Below are 19,570 nucleotides of genomic sequence, written 5' to 3'. Positions count from 1 at the left end.
CCGTTTTGCCCGAAAACTCGGGATTTTAAAGTGCCTCAAAAGCTTGCGCATACGCTCTTGGCAGGTGGGCAATTAGATCTTCAGGAACCAACATCGCCCCCGCACTTTGCGCCGCCGCTCCATGCAGCCAGACAGCCATCGCAGCTGCTTCAAACTCCGCAACGCCTTGCGCCAACAAGCCGCCAACAATTCCCGCAAGAACGTCGCCGGAGCCGCCAGTTGCCAGCCAGGGGCTCCCGTTGCTGTTCAGGGCGACACGCCCATCAGGCGCAGCAATCACCGTATCGGGCCCCTTGAGCACGACCGTTGCACCAATCATTGCCGATGCCGTGCGTGCCTGATCCAGTTTGGAGAGTTTTTTGTCGTGCGCCAGATCCGGAAACAATCGCGAAAACTCGCCCATATGCGGTGTCATTACACACGAGCCTGAACTACCCTGAAGTGCCGACGCCAACGCCTTGGTCGCCCCTTCGAACACCGAAATGGCATCCGCATCCAGCACCAGATGCCGATTGAGGGATGCGACCAATTCTACAGCACTCCTGGTTTGAGCTTCTGTTCCCGCAGCGGGTCCAATGACAAAACTGTTTATCCGGCTGTCGGAAAGCAGCGATTGCAAAGCCTTGTGACCTTCAACTGACCGAACCATGATGGAGCTGAAATGTGCAGCATGAATTCGCGCCGCATCAGGTGGCGCCACAACTGTTGTCAGCCCGGCCCCAACCCGTTGCCCCGACATTGCAGCAAGGCGGGCGGCACCGGTTTGGAACACGCTTCCGCTGTAAACAACGAGATGTCCGCGATCATATTTGTGCCCATCTTCGGATGGTCGAGGCAACTTGGCCCGCCACAACTCCGGTGTATTCAGATAGGCCGCTACGGCCACTTCGGGAAACACCGTTTCGTGGATTCCTATCTGCGCAATTGTAAGCGCGCCGCACAATCCGCGCCCCGGATAAATATAATGGCCTGGCTTGGCGCGAAAAAAGGTGACCGTTGCATCAGCCTTTACTGCAGCTCCCAACACCTGACCGGTGCGCCCATCAAGGCCAGATGGTAAATCAATCGCCAGCACTTTAGCCTGACTGTCATTAATTGCCTCTGCAATCGCAAGCGCGGCTCCTTCAAGCGGCCGATCCAAACCTGCACCAAACAAACCATCTATGATCAAGTCATAGGGCCCAAGCTCTTGCAAAGGCCCAAACGCTTGTTCCATGGGAACAGCCACAAAGCCAAGCCCGTTATAGGCCTCTCGCGCATCCCCCTTCAACGTCTCAGGTGCGCCGAGTAAAAACAGATCAACCACATGACCACGGCGGACAAGATGCCGGGCTGCAACAAAAGCATCTCCACCGTTGTTACCCGGTCCTGCCAACACAACGATACGTCGTTCATAGGTCGTCATGCGACTGGCTGCGTTGGCCACGGCCAGCCCAGCCTTTTCCATGAGCTCCATGCCGGACCGCCCTGCCTCGATTGTCAGTCGGTCCGCCTTTCCCATTTCTATCGGTTCCAAGAGCTCATGCATCAGTCCGACACCTTTCTCACTCACTATGTTGCCCAAGCACAACGTTTTGAGGTTGCGCAAGCTCGATCAGATTTCCATCAGGGTCGCGTATATATATGGAGAGCAGAGGCGATCTTGCACCCGTGCGGTAGACCGGCCCCTCTTCAATTTTCACCGAGGCCGCTGTCAAATGATCAATCGCCTCTTCTACGCTGTCGATCAGAACACACAAATCCGCTGAACCGGGTGTCTCTACACTTGCCTTGGGATTTGCTGCGTGGGTAGCAACCTGCAAATTGATTTTCTGCATGCCGAAGCGAAACCCTTTGCGTCCGGCACCAAAAACCACCTCCTCAAGACCCAGCACATCGCGATAAAAAGCGCAGGCTCGGTCCAGATCCTGCACAGTCAATACAATATGATCGAGCGAAATCACACGCATGAAAACCTCCTGGGTGTACTGACCCCTCATCATACAACCAGTCCCAACGACACGCCACCAAGCAACCCGTCGCAACACAAATGAGCGGTAAAACTGCACAATTAAACATCATTGCGCCTATTTTATTCTCAGTTTTTAAAGGCGACCCGGAAAATAACTTAGTTTAAAACAGTGATACTGCCCGAATATCGGGCGTTTAAAGCGAGCACCCCAACTTGGCACGCTTCATGCAAGTAACCAAACCATTAACAGCAGGACCCGGTTTTGCCTGAAGTTTGATCGTAAAAAAGCTCTAAATCAAAAACAGCGACACCTCGGGCGAACATTGAAGAGCGGAGAGATTGTGCGGCCATGAAAAAGATAGAAGCGATTATCAAACCCTTCAAACTCGACGAGGTGAAGGAAGCGCTTCAGGAGGTTGGTCTCCAGGGCATTACAGTGACTGAAGCCAAAGGTTTCGGCCGCCAAAAAGGCCACACGGAACTGTACCGTGGAGCCGAATACGTGGTGGATTTCCTGCCCAAAGTCAAAGTTGAGATCGTCTTGACAGACGACCTTGTCGAAAAAGCCGTGGATGCCATCCGCGATGCCGCTCAAACCGGTCGCATTGGCGACGGTAAGATTTTCGTTTCCAACATCGAGGAAGCAATCAGAATTCGGACGGGTGAAACTGGCGAACAGGCCGTCTGATTTATCAACCTCGCTCATTGGGAGGAGCCGGCGGCACAAGCTGTTCGGAACAAACCGAGAGCGATCCAACACAGACTAATCCAAAAGCTGATATAAGGGGTAAGGACGTTATGAAAACGGCCAGCGATGTCCTGAAGGAAATCCAGGAAAAAGACGTAAAATTCGTTGATCTGCGTTTCAGCGATCCACGCGGCAAGATGCAGCATGTCACGATGGATGCTGGCATGGTTGACGAAGACATGTTCGCAGAAGGCGTAGCCTTCGACGGTTCTTCCATTGCTGGTTGGAAGGCCATCAACGAATCCGACATGATGTTGATGCCAGATCCTGAGACCGCTCACGTCGACCCGTTTTTCGCCCAATCCACCATGTCGATCTTCTGCGACATTCTCGACCCGATCTCGGGCGAAGGATACAACCGCGATCCACGCATGACAGCGCGTCGCGCTGAAGCATACGTCAAGGCATCCGGTGCCGGTGACACTGTTTTCGTTGGCCCTGAAGCCGAGTTTTTCATTTTTGACGATGTTCGCTTTTCTGCTGACCCGTACAACACCGGCTTCAAGCTGGACAGCGCCGAGCTGCCATCCAACATGGATAGCGAGTACGAAACCGGCAACCATGGCCACCGCCCGCGCATGAAGGGTGGTTACTTCCCGGTTCCTCCGGTCGACAGCTGTCAGGACATCCGTTCTGAGATGCTTTCCGTGATGACTGAAATGGGTGTTGTCGTGGAAAAGCACCACCATGAAGTTGCCGCGGCACAGCACGAACTTGGCACCAAGTTCCAGACGCTGACCACGATGGCGGACCACATGCAGATCTACAAGTACGTGGTGCATCAGGTCGCTCATGCTTATGGCAAGACCGCAACCTTCATGCCCAAGCCCGTATTTGGTGACAATGGCACCGGCATGCACGTTCACTTCTCCATTTGGGAAGATGGCAAGCCAAGCTTCGCTGGCAATCAGTATGCGGATCTCTCCGAAAACGCTCTGTACTTTATCGGCGGTGTCCTGAAGCATGCCAAGGCCGTGAACGCCTTCACCAACGCTTCAACAAACTCTTACAAGCGTCTGGTTCCAGGCTATGAAGCTCCGGTCCTGCTGGCTTATTCTTCTCGTAACCGGTCTGCATCTTGCCGTATTCCGTTCACGTCTTCACCTAAGGCCAAGCGCGTTGAAGTCCGCTTCCCGGACCCAACCGCCAACCCGTATCTGGCCTTTACCGCTCTTTTGATGGCTGGTCTTGACGGGATCAAGAACAAGATCCATCCGGGCGATGCAATGGACAAGAACCTCTACGACCTGCCACCAGAGGAACTCTCCGAGATCCCGACGGTTGCAACATCCCTGCGTGAAGCTCTTGAGAGCCTTGATGCAGATCGCGACTTCCTGAAGGCCGGTGGTGTCATGGATGACGATCAGATCGATGCCTACATCGAACTGAAAATGGAAGAAGTGCTGCGCTACGAAATGACGCCGCATCCTGTCGAATTCGACATGTATTACTCAGTCTAATCCTTCAGGGTTAGGTCTAGGAAAAAGGCCGGGTCTAGTACTCGGTCTTTTTCTTAAAAAAACAAGATGACCTGTACTGATCCTGCAGATCCCTGATTGAAGGCGGGGCGTCACGCACCCGTCATACGATTCAGGCACATACTATTTCAGGTTTTCAGCTTCTGACCGGGCTGACTGACCCGCATCGACTACAAGCGGCTCTAACGGGCCGCTTTTTTCGTTTGCACACCCAATTCAAGTGAGTGCATCACGATTGAAGGCAAGCGATCACGAATTGTTACGGTGGCTTGAACATCCGCCCAAATCCATTAGATTAAAGGGGTAGACGGGAGGTTACAAAATGAGTCCACCAGACCGTTAGCGGCCACTTTGACTCCGACGCTCACCACGATTAAACCCCGATTTGTCGAAGTGGCACGAGATAAACAAGTGATGTATTTTGCGCGGCAGAATTTCTGGCCGCGAGTAAAAATGGTTCACCTGAGAGCAGCAAACAAGAAGCGTCCTTTCGAGAGCTTTCCAAACCTGACAAGCGCTCCAGTAACCTGAATACGAAACAAACCCCGCTAGTCCCTTCGAGAAGGGAGCGGGGTTTTTTTATAACCATTCACTAGTGACTGCTCGCGAGCTGTAAAAACACTCTGTACTGCCCTACTGTTGCAGATCCTGAAACGTAACGAGGCGACAGAGCGTGAGCACACCCTCCAACAGTGATATCGAAGTCCTGCCCAATCTACCCTCACTGGATCTGGTCGAAACAAGAGCCTTCTATCAGGATGTGCTTGGTTTTGATCAAATCATCTATGAAGATACAAGCACCCTCATCCTCCGCCGCGATAACTGGGAAATCCATTTCTGGCATTGCTCGAACAAAGAGATCTGCGAAAACTCAAGCCTTTATGTTCGAGGTGGAGGCATTGATATGCTTTATGAGGAGTTCTCCTCCAAAAACTTGGCTACAGACGGGAAGTCGCAGCCAAGGCTTTCCAGTTTTCAGATCCGTCCGTGGAACATGAAGGAGTTTTATATCCATGACCCTCATGGCAATCTTCTGAAATTCGGCAGGATACCTGACAGCGCAGATACGGAATAACGTATTCAAGCCGTCCTGTATCACGGATACGCCGTCCGTCCTATGAGAACCGTCACAATAAAAAAGGCGCTCCGAGAAGCGCCTTTTGAATACCTCTGGAAGGTTTTTATTATTCGCCGTACACGTCGAAATCGAAGTATTTCGCGGCGATTTCCTGATACTTCCCGCTCTCACGCAGATCTTTCACTGCCTTGGAAAACAGTTCGTTCAATTCAGTCTCACCCTGCCGCATGCCAACGCCAACACCTTCGCCGTGAATTTCCGGAATTGGCTTCATGGTGCCGAGCAACTTGCAGCAGTCCCCATCTTCAGATTTGAGCCAATCAGACAATACAACCACATCATCAATCACGGCATCGACACGACCGCCTTCAAGGTCGAGCTTGTATTCATCAGCAGATGGATAGGTTGTGACGGTCGAACCATCAAACTCCTGCTCGGCGAAGATGGCGTGAGTGGTACCTACCTGCACACCTACATAAAGGCCATCAAACGCTTCTGGCGTTGCTTCCGTGATCTCGCTGTCCTTGCGTACGGCAATGCCTGGAGGCGTCTGATAGTACTTTTCAGAGAAATCGATGAACTGCTTGCGTTCTTCCGTGGACGACATAGAGGCCATGATGGCATCGTATTTGTTCGCGATCAGACCGGGAATGAGCCCTTCCCAATCCACCGGGAACCACTCACACTCAACCTTGGCAGCTTCACACATGGCGTTGCCGATTTCGATCTCGAAACCAACCAGTTCACCTGAGGCCGTTGTATAGGCGAACGGAGGATAGGAAGCCTCAGTGGCAATCCGCACCTTCTCCCAGTCTTTCGCCGAAGCGCTACCAATCATCGCGACGCTCATCACCGCAGCTGCAGCGACCATATATTTCTTATTCATTGCTAGCCTTTCTCTGGATCTTCTTGGGCGCGCCACCTGAGAGCTCGCCATCCGGAACTGATCTCCATACACGGCAAACTCACTGATATTTCAAAGACTAATTCAACATCTCTAGAAGATAATTGGCAGGCCTCCGGCATTTTGAATTATCACCTATCAAACTGTCGATTTGACAGTCTTTCAAGCACCATTTTAACGGATCCGCCGACAGGTTCGGAAGGGTTTTTCACAGGACTGCTCGCGAAACGACTCACTCGGATTTGCCTTAGGAATCAAATCGTATTTTTAATATGATCAATATGTCGTTATTAGTTTTCATATTGGCATGTCATTATTATCATATTGACAGTTTAAGACTGCTCAAATAGTGACCATCTACCTCTTATTGACGTGATCCCAAAAACGGATGCAACTCCTCCCATTCTCCGCTATAGAACAGCTACTTAATCGCCCCGTCCTGCGGGCGCCTTTCAAGCGATGAACAGGTTTCCAAAATGAGCGCATACAAGTCAGAATTCATGAAAGTTCTGGATGAGCGAGGCTTCATCCATCAAACATCCGACGCCGAAGGCCTCGACAGACTGTGCGCTAGTGAAATTGTAACCGCCTATATTGGCTTTGATTGTACCGCAACGAGCCTGCATGTTGGTTCGTTGGTTCAAATCATGATGTTGTACTGGCTGCAACAAACAGGTCATCGACCCATTGCCCTGATGGGCGGTGGTACCACACGTGTAGGTGACCCCACTGGCAAGGATGAAAGCCGCAAGGTCCTGAGCGATGAAACGATCGAGCAGAACAAGGCGGGTATCAAACAGGTATTCGAGAAATTCCTCTCTTTTGGTGAGGGCCCCACCGACGCCCTCATGATGGACAATGCCGAGTGGCTTTTGAAAATCAATTATCTGGAGTTTCTGCGCGACGTCGGGCGTCACTTCTCAGTGAACCAGATGATCCAGCGCGATAGCGTGCGGCTTCGGTTGGAGCGCGAGCAACACCTGTCGTTCCTTGAGTTCAACTATATGCTGCTTCAGGGCTATGACTTCGTAGAGATCTACAAACGCACAGGGTGCCGCCTGCAAATGGGCGGCTCCGACCAGTGGGGCAATATTCTGTCCGGCGTTGATCTTGGTCGTCGTATGGTCGAGAAGGAGTTTTATGCCCTGACGACCCCGCTTCTGACCACCGCGTCAGGTGCGAAAATGGGCAAGACTGCCGACGGGGCCGTCTGGCTCAATGCAGACATGCTATCGCCCTACGACTACTGGCAGTTCTGGCGAAACACGGAAGATGGCGATGTAGAGCGTTTCCTCAAACTGTTCACCGTCTTGCCGATGGAAGAGATTGCTCGACTTGCCAGCCTTGAGGGCGCTGAAATCAACGAAGCGAAGAAAACCCTAGCAACCGAAGCAACAGCCCTGCTCCACGGCCGCGACGCCGCGGAGGCCGCAGCTGAAACCGCGCGCCGGGCTTTTGAAGAGGGCCAAAGCGCTGAAGGCCTTCCAACAATTGAAGTGCCTCAGGCAGAAATGGAAGCGGGCATCGGCCTGCTGAGCGCCTACGTCACAGCAGGACTGTGTCAGTCCAATGGCGAAGCACGACGCAACATCAAAGGTTCAGCTGTACGGGTCAACGACAAGGTTGAACAGAATGAAAAACGCGTTCTGACCCTTGAGGACCTGACTGAAGACGGCATCATCAAATTGTCCCTTGGCAAGAAAAAGCATGTGCTGATCCGTCCAGTTTGATCACGCAAACAAGCACGTCTAGATGCAAAAGGCTAGGATCCTCAGGACCCTAGCCTTTTTTCATGATTCACTTTATGAAATTGAGCGGTCTCAATCGAACTCGAAAATTCGCCGGAAGATGCCCGGAGCGATGGCCGAAACCGGATTAATGGTGAAATTTGGCTCATCGAAACTGCCGGTCATCTTATAGGTTACCCCAAACAAGCCAGCATCTCCCTTGTCTCCTCCAAGGGCCAGTCCCAAAATTGGGACCTTGGCAAGGAAGTTGTTCAACGTATAAGCAGGCACAAACGTTCCCGTCATGTCCAATTGGCGCGTTTTGATATTGGCCTGCCCTTCAACTGTGCCGCCAACAAGCGCCCCTTCAAGAACGCCCTTCGTCAAATTGACCACATCCCCGACCCGATTGAACTCGATGGTCATACGGTTAAAGGATGCCTCACCGCTTTGCGCAACGGCATTGAAGGTCGTATCAACTCTGCCTCTACGGAAAGCCGAGTCACGCGGCCTCGCCTTGGCAAGCGCCCGGATGGCTGGATCCTCGGTGATCGAGAAATGCTTGATCACTCCCTGACCTTGCCAGCGTCCCATCTCCGGCATTTCAATAGCGCCAAAAGAGCGACCACCGCGCATCCGGCGAAAGACATTGGTAAACTTCAACAGTTCGCCGGCATCATGCACGTCGAAGTTCAAAACCTTTCCAGCGGCTTTCGGGCCCAGGGAGAAACTGAAAGGATTGCGCTCCGATGTCCGACCCTGCAGATCAAGCGCTGTTACCTCGTCCCCATTCAAAGAAACGGTGCCGTCCAAACGACTGGCAAGAATGCCACCAAACCCCGTCACATCCCGCAGTTGCAGCGCGATCTTGATCGGCACATTTTCAGGAAGTGTGCCTTGCGCCTCCCCTGTTCCATCACCAGTTGCCGACCGAGTTGTAAACCGCTTCAAAAAACCTCGTCCATCCAGCCGTGCAGCTTGAGCGTTCACCATATATCCGCGCCGACCATCCCGGCGAATACTCAGCGCAACATTGTCGTTTGGCCGAAGGTTAAACTCGGAAAAGTCAGCATATTCCAGATCGCCGCTCGACGTGAGTTTGGCATTGCCGCGTAAAGAAACTCCGTCAGAATTCAAAGAGAAGTTATGGATGGTTTTTCCGCCATCGGAATCCAGCATCCGGAAGCGGGCCTGTGCACGGACACCAGGCTCTTTTCTCCATCCAACAGCACCAAGAGTGATTTGGGTTCGGGTAAGATCAAGGCTGTAAACCTTTGTCCCCTCGGACTCGGTCAGCTTGATTTGAAGAGGACCTTGTAAAAACTCCCGAAGATCAATCCCTTGCTCAGCGAGCGCCTGCGCTGTTGCATCGAGAACGATACCTTGGCGCGTGGCACCTTCGACGCCATCCATGGGGCTTTCAAGATCGATCTTGGCTTGCAAACCGTTCAGCTTGCCATCGCCCTCGATAGTAACCAGATCCTTGTTAGCCTTTACCACGAGGTCCGCATCACTGATCAACTGGTCGCCGATCTTGCGGCTACTGGAGAACTTCTCTGTCTTGAGTTCAGCATTCCACTCCACATCCGCAAACGTGATGTCGTCCTTAACCGGAAAAGCCGCGCTCACGAGCAGCGTTCCGCGTCCCTGCAAGTCGCTCGGCACCAGGCCGATCCGGTCCAACGCCCGGAAGGGTTCGGCATTGACGAGTACACCCAAATCATCCGCATCGCCCGCGACAGTGACCGCCAGATCATGGGATCTTTCTGGGCGCAGGGCCAGATTGAGAGTCTTGTAGGTCACATCGGTGACATCTACCAGATTGCCGTCCTGCATGCGAAAGACACCATCTTTGGCCTCAACAATCAGCGTTTCATTCTCGATACGACCGCGACCATTGAGTTGCGAGGCGATGGGCAAGTTGTCGAGTGTGGCCAAAGCTGCATTCTTCAGATCAAATGACGCCGTGACAGCATTTCCAACCCAACCCTGGTTGTCTGGATTTCCATCAAATGACGACGGTCCCAACCCCAGATCCAAGCGAATGTTTTCAACCCGCCCTGCCTTGATGTGCTCAACCAGCCAGTGCCGTGTTTTTGGTACAACAGGCACCGGCCAAAGCTGAAGCACCTGCGCCGCGCTGAGCGAAGGACTGGCAAGCGCCAACGCCATGAACGGCCCCCCATCGCCAAAGTAGAAGGACCCGGCAAGGCTCAGATCCGCATCCAGCCCTTGTGCGCGTGCTGCATCAACAAAAACAGTTTTCTCGTTCAGGTCCAAACGACCATCAACGTAGGAATCAATGAAGACGATAGGCGGCGCGTTTACATCGCTGGGGGCAACAACCGCTTCTCGCGAGCCAAGCGAGAAGGTCCACTGCCCATCATTTATGACCGGCGGCGAAATACTCCCTCCGAACACAAAGCGGGTCTGCCCTCGCACGGCATAAGAGCGACCAATGAAGATGTCCCGTTCATCACGCTGGACATTCAGGTTCAAAAACACTTCATCAAGATTCACATCTGCCTCGGTCAGGTGCACCTTGATGCGTCCCGTTCTCACCCTCAGATCGGCATCAATGAAGTTCCCAGCCGCTGTCAAACGCGCTTCCGCAGTGGCATAAAGCGGAGTTCCCCGCCCCTTGTCCAGAGGCAACTCCACATTGCTGGGCAACAAGTCCCCAACTGCAACGCCATCCATTTCCACGGCGATGGAGCGCTCGCCGGTCTCAGGAGAAACCGTGCGGCGCATGGTCCAAGACCAACGTCCTTGCTCACCGGCCAGACTGGATTCGATCTGAAATGAAACCTCGTTCAGAACTTCAAATTCTGCATCGATGCCGCCAGCCTCGAAATGGCCGGAGGCGCTGTCAATGGCGACCACGCCATTTGCAACCGATACACTTTGCAGGTTGCGCCGTTTCAACTCCTCCGCCAGCAACACGCTGAACTTGTCGATGGCAACCACTTGGCTTTGCAGCTTGGGCAACGGCCCTCGTCGGCTACCGATTCGCAGAGCGGCTTTCGGGCGTTCAAGCTTGACACCCGTCACTTCAAAAGCCCCGCGCAGGAAGCCAAACAAGTTCAGGTCAACTTCCGCATACGGCAGGTAGACATCCGCCGCAGATGTGCCGGACACCGATATAACGGAGTCTTCCAGGATCAGTTGCGTCCCTTCACCGGAAAAATCCAGAGAAGCGGCCCCGATTTTCAGGTCGAGCGCTCCTTTATCAAACCGGGTTGACGCCCAGTCCACCAGAAATGGCAGGGACACAGGGCCAGAGGACGCACGCCAAACAGCCCCGAGACCAAGCACAAGAAAAATAGCAACGATGCCCACCACGGCACGCCGACGCCAACTGGCCTTCTTCTGGCGGCGCAACCGGTCCCGTCTTTTGCCCAACCTCTTCAACAGTGCAAGTTTCCTCGTCCCCGACCGATTGAATTCTTCTCGAATCGATACAGATCATAACCGTCTAACGAAAGGTTGTGCATACAACCATCTGCATTAGATTTAAGAGACATCATAAGCGACAGGTCTCGCCTTCGCACCCACCAATACAGGAGATACATCATGCCAACAGAAGCTTTGACCGAAGGCGCCCCGGCTCCGGATTTCACTTTGGAAACCGATGGCGGTGGGTCCTTTGCGCTGTCAGCCCAAAAAGGCAAGCCCGTGATCGTTTACTTTTACCCCAAGGATGACACCCCGGGCTGCACCAAGGAAGCAATTGCCTTCACTGAAATGGCCAGCGAGTTCGAAGCTTTGGGCGCAACTGTTGTAGGCATCTCGCCCGATACACCAGCCAAGCATGACAAGTTTAAGGCAAAGCATGGGCTTGCTGTCACGCTGGCCTCGGATCCGGAAACAAAAACCTGCGAAGCCTATGGCGTCTGGGTCGAAAAAAATATGTATGGAAAAAAGTACATGGGCGTGGAGCGCTCCACCTTCCTAGTTGATGCAGATGGGAATCTTGCCAAAATCTGGCGGAAGGTAAAAGTACCCGGACACGCTGAGGCGGTCCTTGAAGCTGTAAAATCTCTTTGATGAAATCTGAATGACACAGACAAAAAACACCGCACCGGAACTCAGTGTGCCGTCACTGAAATCCGGTGCGCACGCCGTTGTCAGCGCGGCCGATCCACTGGAAAAATCACGGATCGCCTATGCAACGGCCCAGCACTGGTTTTCCAAAGGGTTGGGGCTGCATCGTGCAGCGCTTGATCCGGATATGCCGGACCGTCCAGGTCGTCCGGAGAAGCCCGATCTATTGCCACCGCGCGACATGCCCAAGCGAGCGATAGGTGGTAAGGCTGGCAAGATCGCCCTCCTCCATTCCTTGGCGCATATCGAGTTGAATGCCGTGGATCTGACATGGGACATGATCGGCCGGTTTTGTCGTGTCCCCATGCCCCGGTCCTTTTTTGATGATTGGGTGCAGGTGGGGCTGGAGGAGGCTAAGCATTTCTCGATGTTGGCCAAACACCTGAACAGTCTCGACCACGCCTATGGCGACCTGCCCGCCCACGACGGTTTGTGGGAAGCAGCTCAATCCACCGGGCACGACCTGTTGGCCCGCCTTGCCATCATTCCGCTGGTCCTTGAGGCGCGTGGCCTGGACATCACACCCCCTATGATCGCCAAGGCCAATGCCAACGGTGACCATGGCACGGCCCGCATTCTTGAAACCATTTACCGGGATGAAAAACGTCACGTGGCGTTCGGAGCCAAATGGTTTCGTTTCATGTGCGATCGCCACCGCCTGAAGCCCGATCCCAAGTTCCACGAGCTGGTACGCAAGCATTTCCGCGGCCCTTTGAAACCGCCTTTCAACGACCGAGCACGGTCTGAGGCAGGTCTGACACCGGGTTTCTATCGCCCGCTGATCAAGCTGACCGGATAGGCACGCGGCGGTTAGTCTTTGTTAACCATAACGACTTTAAATGGAGGATCAGAAATCGAGAGATACCTGTAGTGAATCAGTGAGGAGACACCATGCTTTCTGCGTGGCGCAAACAAAAGCGATCCGGACGGAAGCCTCCGCACTATATCATTGTCAAATCGCCCAAAGGCGAAAAAGCCATAGCCCTCAATCCGGCAGTTGCGTTGGCAGCCGGCTCAGCGCTTTTGGTGTTCTCGGTAGGCTACTTCGCCGCAACAGGGTATCTGTTGATGCGCGATGATATGCTGGCAAAGACAGCACTTCAGGAAGCTGAACTGCGCCGCAGCTACGAAGACGAGATTACCAAGCTACGCGGTCGCATCGAAACGCTGAACTCCAAACAACAGATGGCCCAGCATCGGGCCTCCCTGAGGCTTGAGAGTCTGGAGAGCATTCGAAACCATCAGTCTACTCTCGAACAACGCCAACAGAAGCTGCTTGAGGTGCTTGCACTGGCGCAAGATACTGGATTGCAGATCGCCAGCTTTACCACCAATCCAAAGCCGTTGCCCAAGCCTTCTCTGGCTCAACGTCAAGTCATTTCAGTTGCGGAAAACGGCCTGCCCGACTCCGTTGGCGGCGAAACAGTACCGCTCGAGAATCCCGGGCACCTACTGGGATTGCGGCCAACATCCACGACCATACCCGCGCCCGGCCCAAAAACATCACCACCAGAGACGAACCCCAAAGGCCTTGGCGATCTCTCGGCGCTTGAGTGGGAAATTCGCGGCCAGATTGATCAAGGCAAGGCAGTTCTGGCGTCAGTCCTCGCGTTTGCTCAAAGAGACCTCGAAGCTCTCAAGAGTGTCGCAGATACGCTGGAAGTCGATGTGCCGACAGCTGAAAAGGTTGCAATGGGCGGCCCATATGAGCCGCTACCGCTTTCCGACTTCAACACCTATGTGATCAAGACCGAACAGGCCCTCTCCTTGCGCCACCGCCTGCTCACAGACTTGCAAGCACTACCCTTGGCAGCACCATTGGGACAGGCCCCCATTACCAGCGATTTCGGGGCCCGTATGGACCCGTTCTTGAACAAACCGGCGATGCACACCGGTGTCGACTTCAAAGCCCTGCGCGGCACCCCCATAAAGGCGCCCGGGAGTGGAAAAGTCACGTTCGCTGGATATCGCGGCGGCTATGGCAAATCCGTAGAAATCACTCACGACAACGGTTTGACAACACGTTTCGCCCACATGCACAAACTGCATGTCAAAAAGGGAGATCGGATTTCTACCGGCGACGTGCTGGGTGAAGTGGGCAACACCGGTCGGTCTACCGGTCCTCACCTGCACTATGAAACGCGGATCAACGACACTCCTCGCGACCCCATGCGGTTCATAAGAGCGGGACGCAAGCTTACCGCCATTCTCGGTCGCTCGTGATCCTGGACATAAAAAAGGCCCCAACACCGGGGCCTTTTTCTTCTTTCAACGAGTAATCATTCAACGTCTTCAATCACTTGATCGCCGGTACCGAAGGCCCGCTGCGCCAGAGCAGCTTCCATGAACTTCGTCACGTCGCCATCAAGCACGTCCTGCGGCGCGGTGCTCTCCACCCCTGTCCTCAGGTCCTTGACCAGCTGATAAGGTTGCAGCACGTAGGAGCGGATCTGGTGCCCCCACCCGATATCGGTCTTGGAGGAAGCTTCCTTGTTGGCCTCTTCCTCACGACGCTGCAACTCCGCTTCGTAAAGACGAGCCTTCAACATGTTCCAGGCCGTCGCGCGGTTCTTGTGCTGAGAGCGCTCGCTCTGGCACTGCACGACGATACCCGTGGGCATATGCGTGATGCGTACAGCGGAATCGGTCGTGTTGACGTGCTGTCCACCCGCACCGGAGGCACGGTAGGTATCAATCCGGCAATCGCTTTCGTTGATCTCGATGTTGATGCTGTCATCAACAACCGGGTAGACCCAAACGGATGCAAAGCTGGTATGGCGGCGAGCGTTGCTGTCATAAGGCGAAATGCGAACTAGGCGATGAACGCCAGACTCGGTCTTCATCCACCCATACGCGTTTTCGCCTTTCATCAGCAATGTAGCTGACTTGATGCCGGCTTCTTCGCCATCATTGTATTCCATCAGCTCCACTTTGAAGCCTTGCTGCTCACCCCAGCGCCGATACATGCGCAACAGCATGCTCGCCCAATCCTGGCTTTCCGTTCCACCGGCACCCGAGTTGATTTCAACATAGGTGTCGTTACCGTCGGCCTCACCAGACAGGAGCGATTGCAATTGCAGCTTGTTCACGGTACCCAGCATCTCCTTGAGAGCCGTTTCCGCTTCCTGGATGACATCCTGATCGTCTTCCATCTCGCCCATCTCGATGAGCTCGAGGTTATCGGCCAGGTCCTGCTCCAGTTTCCGAATACCGGAGATACTGTCATCAAGGTGCTGACGTTCCTTCATCAGCTTCTGCGCGTTGGCAGGGTCGCTCCACAAATCCGGATCTTCGGACAGAGCGTTAAGTTCATCTAGACGGACAAGCGCAACGTCCCAGTCAAAGATGCCTCCTCAGCAGGCTTATGGCCTGCTTGATTTCGTCGACGATGGCCTCCATTTCGGCGCGCATCGGATACCTCTCTACTTATTCTAGTGTCATGGACCAAGGGGTCCATATGCCCATATGAATGGAGGGCGACATTAATCGCCCTCCAAAACCAATGCAATCATCACTATGGGATTTCCGGTCTAATACAGACCACCCGTTCCGCGCATCACCGCTTCACCAGCCTCGGGTGAAAGCTCACGATACGTGCCGATTTCGTCTTCGAACCCGATGACGGAATAGCTGTCCGGCGGTGCAGTGCCCGGCTTAAAGGCTTCCAGAATGGTCCCCGGCTCACCCGGATTTGCCCGAAGGCCCGTACGCCGGTTGATCGGGATCAGCTGCAACCCGGATGGCACACGGAATTCCACAGGCGGCGTTCCCGCCAGAGCTTGCTGCATGAACTCGGTGAAGATCGGGGCCGCAATTCGGCCACCGGTTGCCCCCCGTCCCATACGGCGCGGAGTGTCATAGCCAACATAAACGCCGACAGTCAGATCCGGTGTGAAACCGACAAACCAAGCGTCCTTCTCATCATTGGTGGTACCGGTCTTGCCCGCAACCGGGCGGCCCACCGCCTTCACTGAAGTGGCGGTACCACGTTGCACCACACCTTCCATCATGGAGGTGATCTGATACGCGGTCATCGGGTCCAATACCTGCTCACGGGTGTCGATCAGATCAGGCTCTTCTTGCCCGTTCCACTCGGCAGTCGCACACGCATCACAGATCAGCTGTTCATTACGATAAATGGTCTTGCCATATCGGTCCTGAATGCGGTCAATGAATGTTGGTTGCACCCGACGCCCGCCATTGGCAATCATAGAAAAGGCATTGGTCATGCGCAGGACGGTGGTTTCGCCAGCACCCAGCGACATGGAAAGAACCGGCGTGAGATCGTCGTAAATGCCAAAGCTTTCAGCATACTGCGACACCAGCTCCATGGTCATGTCCTGTGCCAGCCGAACTGTCATCACGTTACGTGACAGCTCAATACCGGTCCGCAAGGTGGATGGCCCATAAAATTTGCCGCCGTAGTTCTGCGGCCGCCAGATATCCAGACCCGGCCCCTGCTCAATCTCGACCGGAGCGTCCAGTACCACGGAAGACGGCGTATAGCCATTGTCAAGCGCTGTTGCATAGACGAACGGCTTGAACACCGAACCGGGCTGACGCCACGCCTGGGTAGCGCGGTTGAACTCACTTTGGTCAAAACTGAAGCCGCCAACCATGGCAAGCACACGACCGGAATGCGGATCCATTGCAACCAGTGCACCGGAGACCTCGGGAACCTGACGCAGTTCGTACTGGTCACCAGCCGTATTCTCCACATAGACCACATCACCCGGATTCAAGACTTCTTGCACGTTCCGCGGCGACCGCCCATTGACGCGGGCCCATTTCATGTCGTCCAGAGAAAGTCGCGCACGAACCCGGTCTGTCGAGAGTTTGCCACCATCCAGAGTTTCCGGGCGAATGCCTACGATTGCGTTCTCATTGGAAGTCGACAGCACAATAGCCGTTGTCCATTCCGGCACATCGTCCAGCCGCTCAACCTCGGCCAGTTGTGGGCCCCAATCATTGGAGTTTATCTCCAGTGTCGTGATCGGCCCACGCCATTTGCCCCGCTGGCGATCAAAAGCAATCAAACCATCCATCAGCGCTTTTCGGGCAACAACCTGCATCTTTGGATTCAGCGATGTGCGAACGGACAATCCGCCTTCATAAAGGCGCTCTTCACCATATTGATCCGCCAGTTCCCGGCGTACCGCTTCGGAGAAGTATTCGGCCCCGGCCAGTCGGGTGCCGGTGGAGCGCAGCTTCACATTCAAAGGCTTGGCTTTGGCTTCTGCAGCTTCCTGAGGCTCCACGAAGCCATTTTCAACCATGCGATCAATGACCCAGTTACGGCGTTCGATCGCCCGATCCCGATACCGGAACGGATGGTAATTGGCGGGGCCCTTTGGCAGCGCTGCAAGGTACGCCATTTCTTCAAGCGTAAGCTCGTGAACCGACTTGTCGAATAGGATCAGAGAGGCCGCACCGACACCATAAGCCCCGACACCCAGGTAAATTTCATTGAGGTAGAGCTCAAGGATGTGATCCTTGGAATAGGTCTGCTCCATGCGCAGTGCCAACAACGCTTCCTTGATCTTGCGTTCGTAAGACACTTCGTTGGTCAGAAGGAAGTTCTTGGCCACCTGTTGTGTAATGGTCGACGCACCAACCAGACGTCGGCCACTGCCGCGATTGCGAATATTGGTTACCACCGCACGCAAAATGCCCTGCGGATCAATGCCAATGTGGTGATAGAAATTCTTGTCCTCAGCCGAAATAAATGCGTTTTTCAACTGATCAGGAATAGCCTGAATGGGTAGATAGAGCCGCCGTTCGCGCGCAAACTCATCCATCAACTGGCCATCTGCGGCATGAACGCGTGTCATCACCGGTGGTTCGTAGGTCTGCAGCGCTGTAAAGTCAGGCAGATCTTCGGACATCTTGTTCAGATACATCCAGAGGCCAGCAGCAGCAATCAGCCCGAAAACCACTGCTATGCCAAACAAGTATCCAAAAGCTCTCACTAAAAACTTCATCTTTCGGGCTCGTCTCCAAATCCCGCAAACATTCCGTGCGTGTGTCTCGTTCCGCGGCGTGGTTGCGGCTGTACCACTCGTGCTGCTCGTAGGCAGCCCCCACCTGCAACCGCGCACCGCTTCGTATGAGCCCCGTCATCGCTCGCTAATATGGCAATGATGAGACGTCTCGGCGTGTCAGGCGGCGCTCAACTGTTTAATCGCGCTCTACATTCTGCGCAATGCGCGCCTTGAAAAAAGAATTGATCGCCTGCACCAATGCTGACGATACCCGGTCGCGCCATTCGTCCGAGCCTAGCATTTTTTCATCTAACGAATTGGAAAGAAAACCGAGCTCTATCAAAACCGAGGGAATATCGTAGCTTTTCAGCACTTGGAACCCGGCGGAGCGCAACGGATTGTTGATCAGCTTCGTGGCGCTTTTCAATTCTTCAACAGCCAGCCGCGCGAAATAGATGGAAAAATTCTTCGCTTCCCGGCGCGCCAGATCCACAAGAATATCGCTCACCTCGTCCGGCTCTTCCTCCAGATTGACGCCTGCCAGAAGGTCAGAGCGGTTCTCGCGCTTTGCCAGCTCTGCGGCCATGCGGTCCGACGCGCGTTCCGACAGGGTATAGATGCTTGCACCCCGTACCGTTTCTGATCCGCGCAAGATGGAGTCGGCATGGACGGAGATGAATAGATCCGCCTCAAGCTCCTTGGCAATATTGACACGCCCACGCAGAGGGATGAAACGATCATCATCCCGCGTCAGGTGTACGGCATAGTGCCCTTCCGCCTCCAACTGCTCTTTCAGGTAGCGACCGAAATTCAATACGATGTTTTTTTCAAGTGTGCCGGTATCGCCAACGGCCCCTGAGTCGATGCCACCATGTCCGGGATCAATTACAATGGTAATGCGATCGCTGCGTTTTTCTGCTGCTGTCACGACCCTGTCAGACTTGCCACTGCGCTGGGGGCGCAGGCCGAGCGCAAACTCCTCCGCTTGTTTTTGAAAGGCCTCACGTGGCGCCTCAACCAGATCAAGCACCAACCGGGTTGGCTGGTCTTGTACGCCTGGCAGCAAAAAGGATTTGTCGAGTCGCACGGGGCCAGTCAGATCAAGGACGACCCGTGAGCGCCCCACGAACACTTGCCCGTAGCGCCAGGAAGACACCAACCCTCGCCCCTCGGCCTTGAAGGTGTCGCTGAAAGAGAATTCGACCTCCGGCAGGTCAATCACCACGCGGTACGGATCAGCAATGAAAGACACGTGGTAGTCGATTTCCTGGTCCATATCCAGAATGAACCGGGTGCGCGTGTCATCGCCAGCCACTCGCGCATCAACAATTTCGGCCCGCTCCGGCGGCTCGATTGCTGCTGCTGGCACTACGCCCGAAACAAAAATTAAAAGTGCAACAAACCCAGCAAGGACGCTCCAAAGCGCCGCGCTCAGCCTCTGCGCACATACCGCCCGATCGTGGCATTGCAGGTCTGAGTTCAAATGCCCCTCCTCACAAAGCATGAGCACCGGCACGAGAGCGGACGCCCGACACCCAGATTGCATCGTGGATTGTGATACTCGCAAATTGTGATCAAACCGCGCTTTTTTAAGCGTTA

The 19,570-nt window shown here is 54.3% G+C and carries 14 protein-coding genes; 7 read left to right on the top strand and 7 right to left on the bottom strand.

Annotation, left to right across the window (positions count from 1 at the left end):
* Positions 1-25: 25 nt before the first annotated feature.
* Together G512_RS0105725 and G512_RS0105720 are read right to left on the bottom strand one after the other, a co-directional pair.
* A complete protein-coding gene (locus G512_RS0105725) occupies positions 26-1,552 on the bottom strand; it encodes an NAD(P)H-hydrate dehydratase (RefSeq protein WP_322782952.1) in 1,527 nt (508 codons plus the stop codon).
* Positions 1,545-1,949: a VOC family protein gene (locus tag G512_RS0105720; RefSeq protein ID WP_028480877.1), complete on the bottom strand. Its 405-nt coding sequence runs from the start codon at positions 1,947-1,949 to the stop codon at positions 1,545-1,547. Before G512_RS0105720 ends, G512_RS0105725 begins: the two co-directional genes overlap by 8 nt.
* A gap of 351 nt (positions 1,950-2,300) precedes the next feature.
* On the opposite strand from G512_RS0105720, the gene G512_RS0105715 reads away from it, so the two are divergent.
* From G512_RS0105715 to G512_RS0105705, 3 genes are all read left to right on the top strand, one after another.
* Entirely contained in the window at positions 2,301-2,639 is a 339-nt protein-coding gene (locus G512_RS0105715) for a P-II family nitrogen regulator (protein WP_028480876.1), read from the top strand.
* 110 nt (positions 2,640-2,749) lie between these two features.
* Positions 2,750-4,159 carry a type I glutamate--ammonia ligase gene (glnA, locus tag G512_RS0105710; protein ID WP_028480875.1) on the top strand — a complete coding sequence of 470 codons (1,410 nt, stop codon included), beginning with the start codon at positions 2,750-2,752 and terminating at the stop codon, positions 4,157-4,159.
* 691 nt (positions 4,160-4,850) lie between these two features.
* The gene (locus tag G512_RS0105705; protein WP_028480874.1) at positions 4,851-5,252 is read left to right on the top strand and encodes a bleomycin resistance protein; all 402 of its coding nucleotides are present in this window, start codon (positions 4,851-4,853) and stop codon (positions 5,250-5,252) included.
* A gap of 109 nt (positions 5,253-5,361) precedes the next feature.
* Here G512_RS0105705 and G512_RS0105700 read toward each other — a convergent pair whose 3' ends face one another.
* Entirely contained in the window at positions 5,362-6,141 is a 780-nt protein-coding gene (locus G512_RS0105700; RefSeq protein ID WP_028480873.1) for a transporter substrate-binding domain-containing protein, read from the bottom strand.
* Between the two features lie 494 nt (positions 6,142-6,635).
* On the opposite strand from G512_RS0105700, the gene tyrS reads away from it, so the two are divergent.
* Positions 6,636-7,889, top strand: coding sequence for a tyrosine--tRNA ligase (tyrS, locus tag G512_RS0105695; protein WP_028480872.1), 1,254 nt, complete (start codon positions 6,636-6,638; stop codon positions 7,887-7,889).
* Positions 7,890-7,979: 90 nt separating this feature from the next.
* Here the strand turns inward: tyrS and G512_RS0105690 are convergent, their stop codons facing one another.
* Positions 7,980-11,297 (bottom strand): AsmA-like C-terminal domain-containing protein, encoded by a 3,318-nt coding sequence (locus G512_RS0105690; RefSeq protein ID WP_143181409.1) that lies wholly within the window; start codon positions 11,295-11,297, stop codon positions 7,980-7,982.
* Positions 11,298-11,459: 162 nt separating this feature from the next.
* On the opposite strand from G512_RS0105690, the gene bcp reads away from it, so the two are divergent.
* The 3 genes from bcp (at position 11,460) to G512_RS23080 (ending at position 14,213) form a co-directional block, all read left to right on the top strand.
* Positions 11,460-11,933 carry a thioredoxin-dependent thiol peroxidase gene (gene bcp / locus G512_RS0105685; protein WP_028480870.1) on the top strand — a complete coding sequence of 158 codons (474 nt, stop codon included), beginning with the start codon at positions 11,460-11,462 and terminating at the stop codon, positions 11,931-11,933.
* Positions 11,934-11,943: 10 nt separating this feature from the next.
* Entirely contained in the window at positions 11,944-12,789 is an 846-nt protein-coding gene (locus G512_RS0105680) for a ferritin-like domain-containing protein (protein ID WP_028480869.1), read from the top strand.
* Between the two features lie 92 nt (positions 12,790-12,881).
* Positions 12,882-14,213, top strand: coding sequence for a M23 family metallopeptidase (locus G512_RS23080; protein ID WP_028480868.1), 1,332 nt, complete (start codon positions 12,882-12,884; stop codon positions 14,211-14,213).
* Between the two features lie 56 nt (positions 14,214-14,269).
* On the opposite strand, the gene prfB is transcribed toward G512_RS23080, so the two are convergent.
* The 3 genes from prfB to G512_RS0105660 all read right to left on the bottom strand — a co-directional run bounded on the left by prfB (position 14,270) and on the right by G512_RS0105660 (position 19,454).
* Positions 14,270-15,401, bottom strand: a protein-coding gene (prfB, locus tag G512_RS0105670; RefSeq protein WP_143181410.1) for a peptide chain release factor 2 whose coding sequence is annotated in 2 segments (ribosomal slippage) — positions 14,270-15,331 and positions 15,333-15,401 — 1,131 coding nt in all. Because the reading frame shifts where the segments join, the coding sequence is not laid out codon by codon here.
* A gap of 119 nt (positions 15,402-15,520) precedes the next feature.
* Positions 15,521-17,971 (bottom strand): penicillin-binding protein 1A, encoded by a 2,451-nt coding sequence (locus tag G512_RS0105665; RefSeq protein ID WP_028480866.1) that lies wholly within the window; start codon positions 17,969-17,971, stop codon positions 15,521-15,523.
* Positions 17,972-18,167: 196 nt separating this feature from the next.
* Positions 18,168-19,454 (bottom strand): N-acetylmuramoyl-L-alanine amidase, encoded by a 1,287-nt coding sequence (locus tag G512_RS0105660; RefSeq protein WP_228130476.1) that lies wholly within the window; start codon positions 19,452-19,454, stop codon positions 18,168-18,170.
* Positions 19,455-19,570 lie beyond the last annotated feature (116 nt).

It is taken from the genome of Pseudovibrio exalbescens DSM 16456 (genome assembly GCF_000422785.1).
Taxonomy (GTDB): domain Bacteria; phylum Pseudomonadota; class Alphaproteobacteria; order Rhizobiales; family Stappiaceae; genus Pseudovibrio; species Pseudovibrio exalbescens.
Note: the sequence above shows the minus strand (reverse complement) of the source record. Positions and strands in the feature narration are given on the sequence as shown.

Excerpts from the sequence above, each read along its gene's own strand:
- G512_RS0105720 (WP_028480877.1), bottom strand. The coding sequence starts at position 1,949 with ATGCGTGTGATTTCGCTCGATCATATTGTATTGACTGTGCAGGATCTG.
- G512_RS0105715 (WP_028480876.1), top strand. The coding sequence starts at position 2,301 with ATGAAAAAGATAGAAGCGATTATCAAACCCTTCAAACTCGACGAGGTG.
- glnA (WP_028480875.1), top strand. The coding sequence starts at position 2,750 with ATGAAAACGGCCAGCGATGTCCTGAAGGAAATCCAGGAAAAAGACGTA.
- G512_RS0105700 (WP_028480873.1), bottom strand. The coding sequence starts at position 6,141 with ATGAATAAGAAATATATGGTCGCTGCAGCTGCGGTGATGAGCGTCGCG.
- tyrS (WP_028480872.1), top strand. The coding sequence starts at position 6,636 with ATGAGCGCATACAAGTCAGAATTCATGAAAGTTCTGGATGAGCGAGGC.
- bcp (WP_028480870.1), top strand. The coding sequence starts at position 11,460 with ATGCCAACAGAAGCTTTGACCGAAGGCGCCCCGGCTCCGGATTTCACT.
- G512_RS0105680 (WP_028480869.1), top strand. The coding sequence starts at position 11,944 with ATGACACAGACAAAAAACACCGCACCGGAACTCAGTGTGCCGTCACTG.
- G512_RS23080 (WP_028480868.1), top strand. The coding sequence starts at position 12,882 with ATGCTTTCTGCGTGGCGCAAACAAAAGCGATCCGGACGGAAGCCTCCG.
- G512_RS0105665 (WP_028480866.1), bottom strand. The coding sequence starts at position 17,971 with ATGAAGTTTTTAGTGAGAGCTTTTGGATACTTGTTTGGCATAGCAGTG.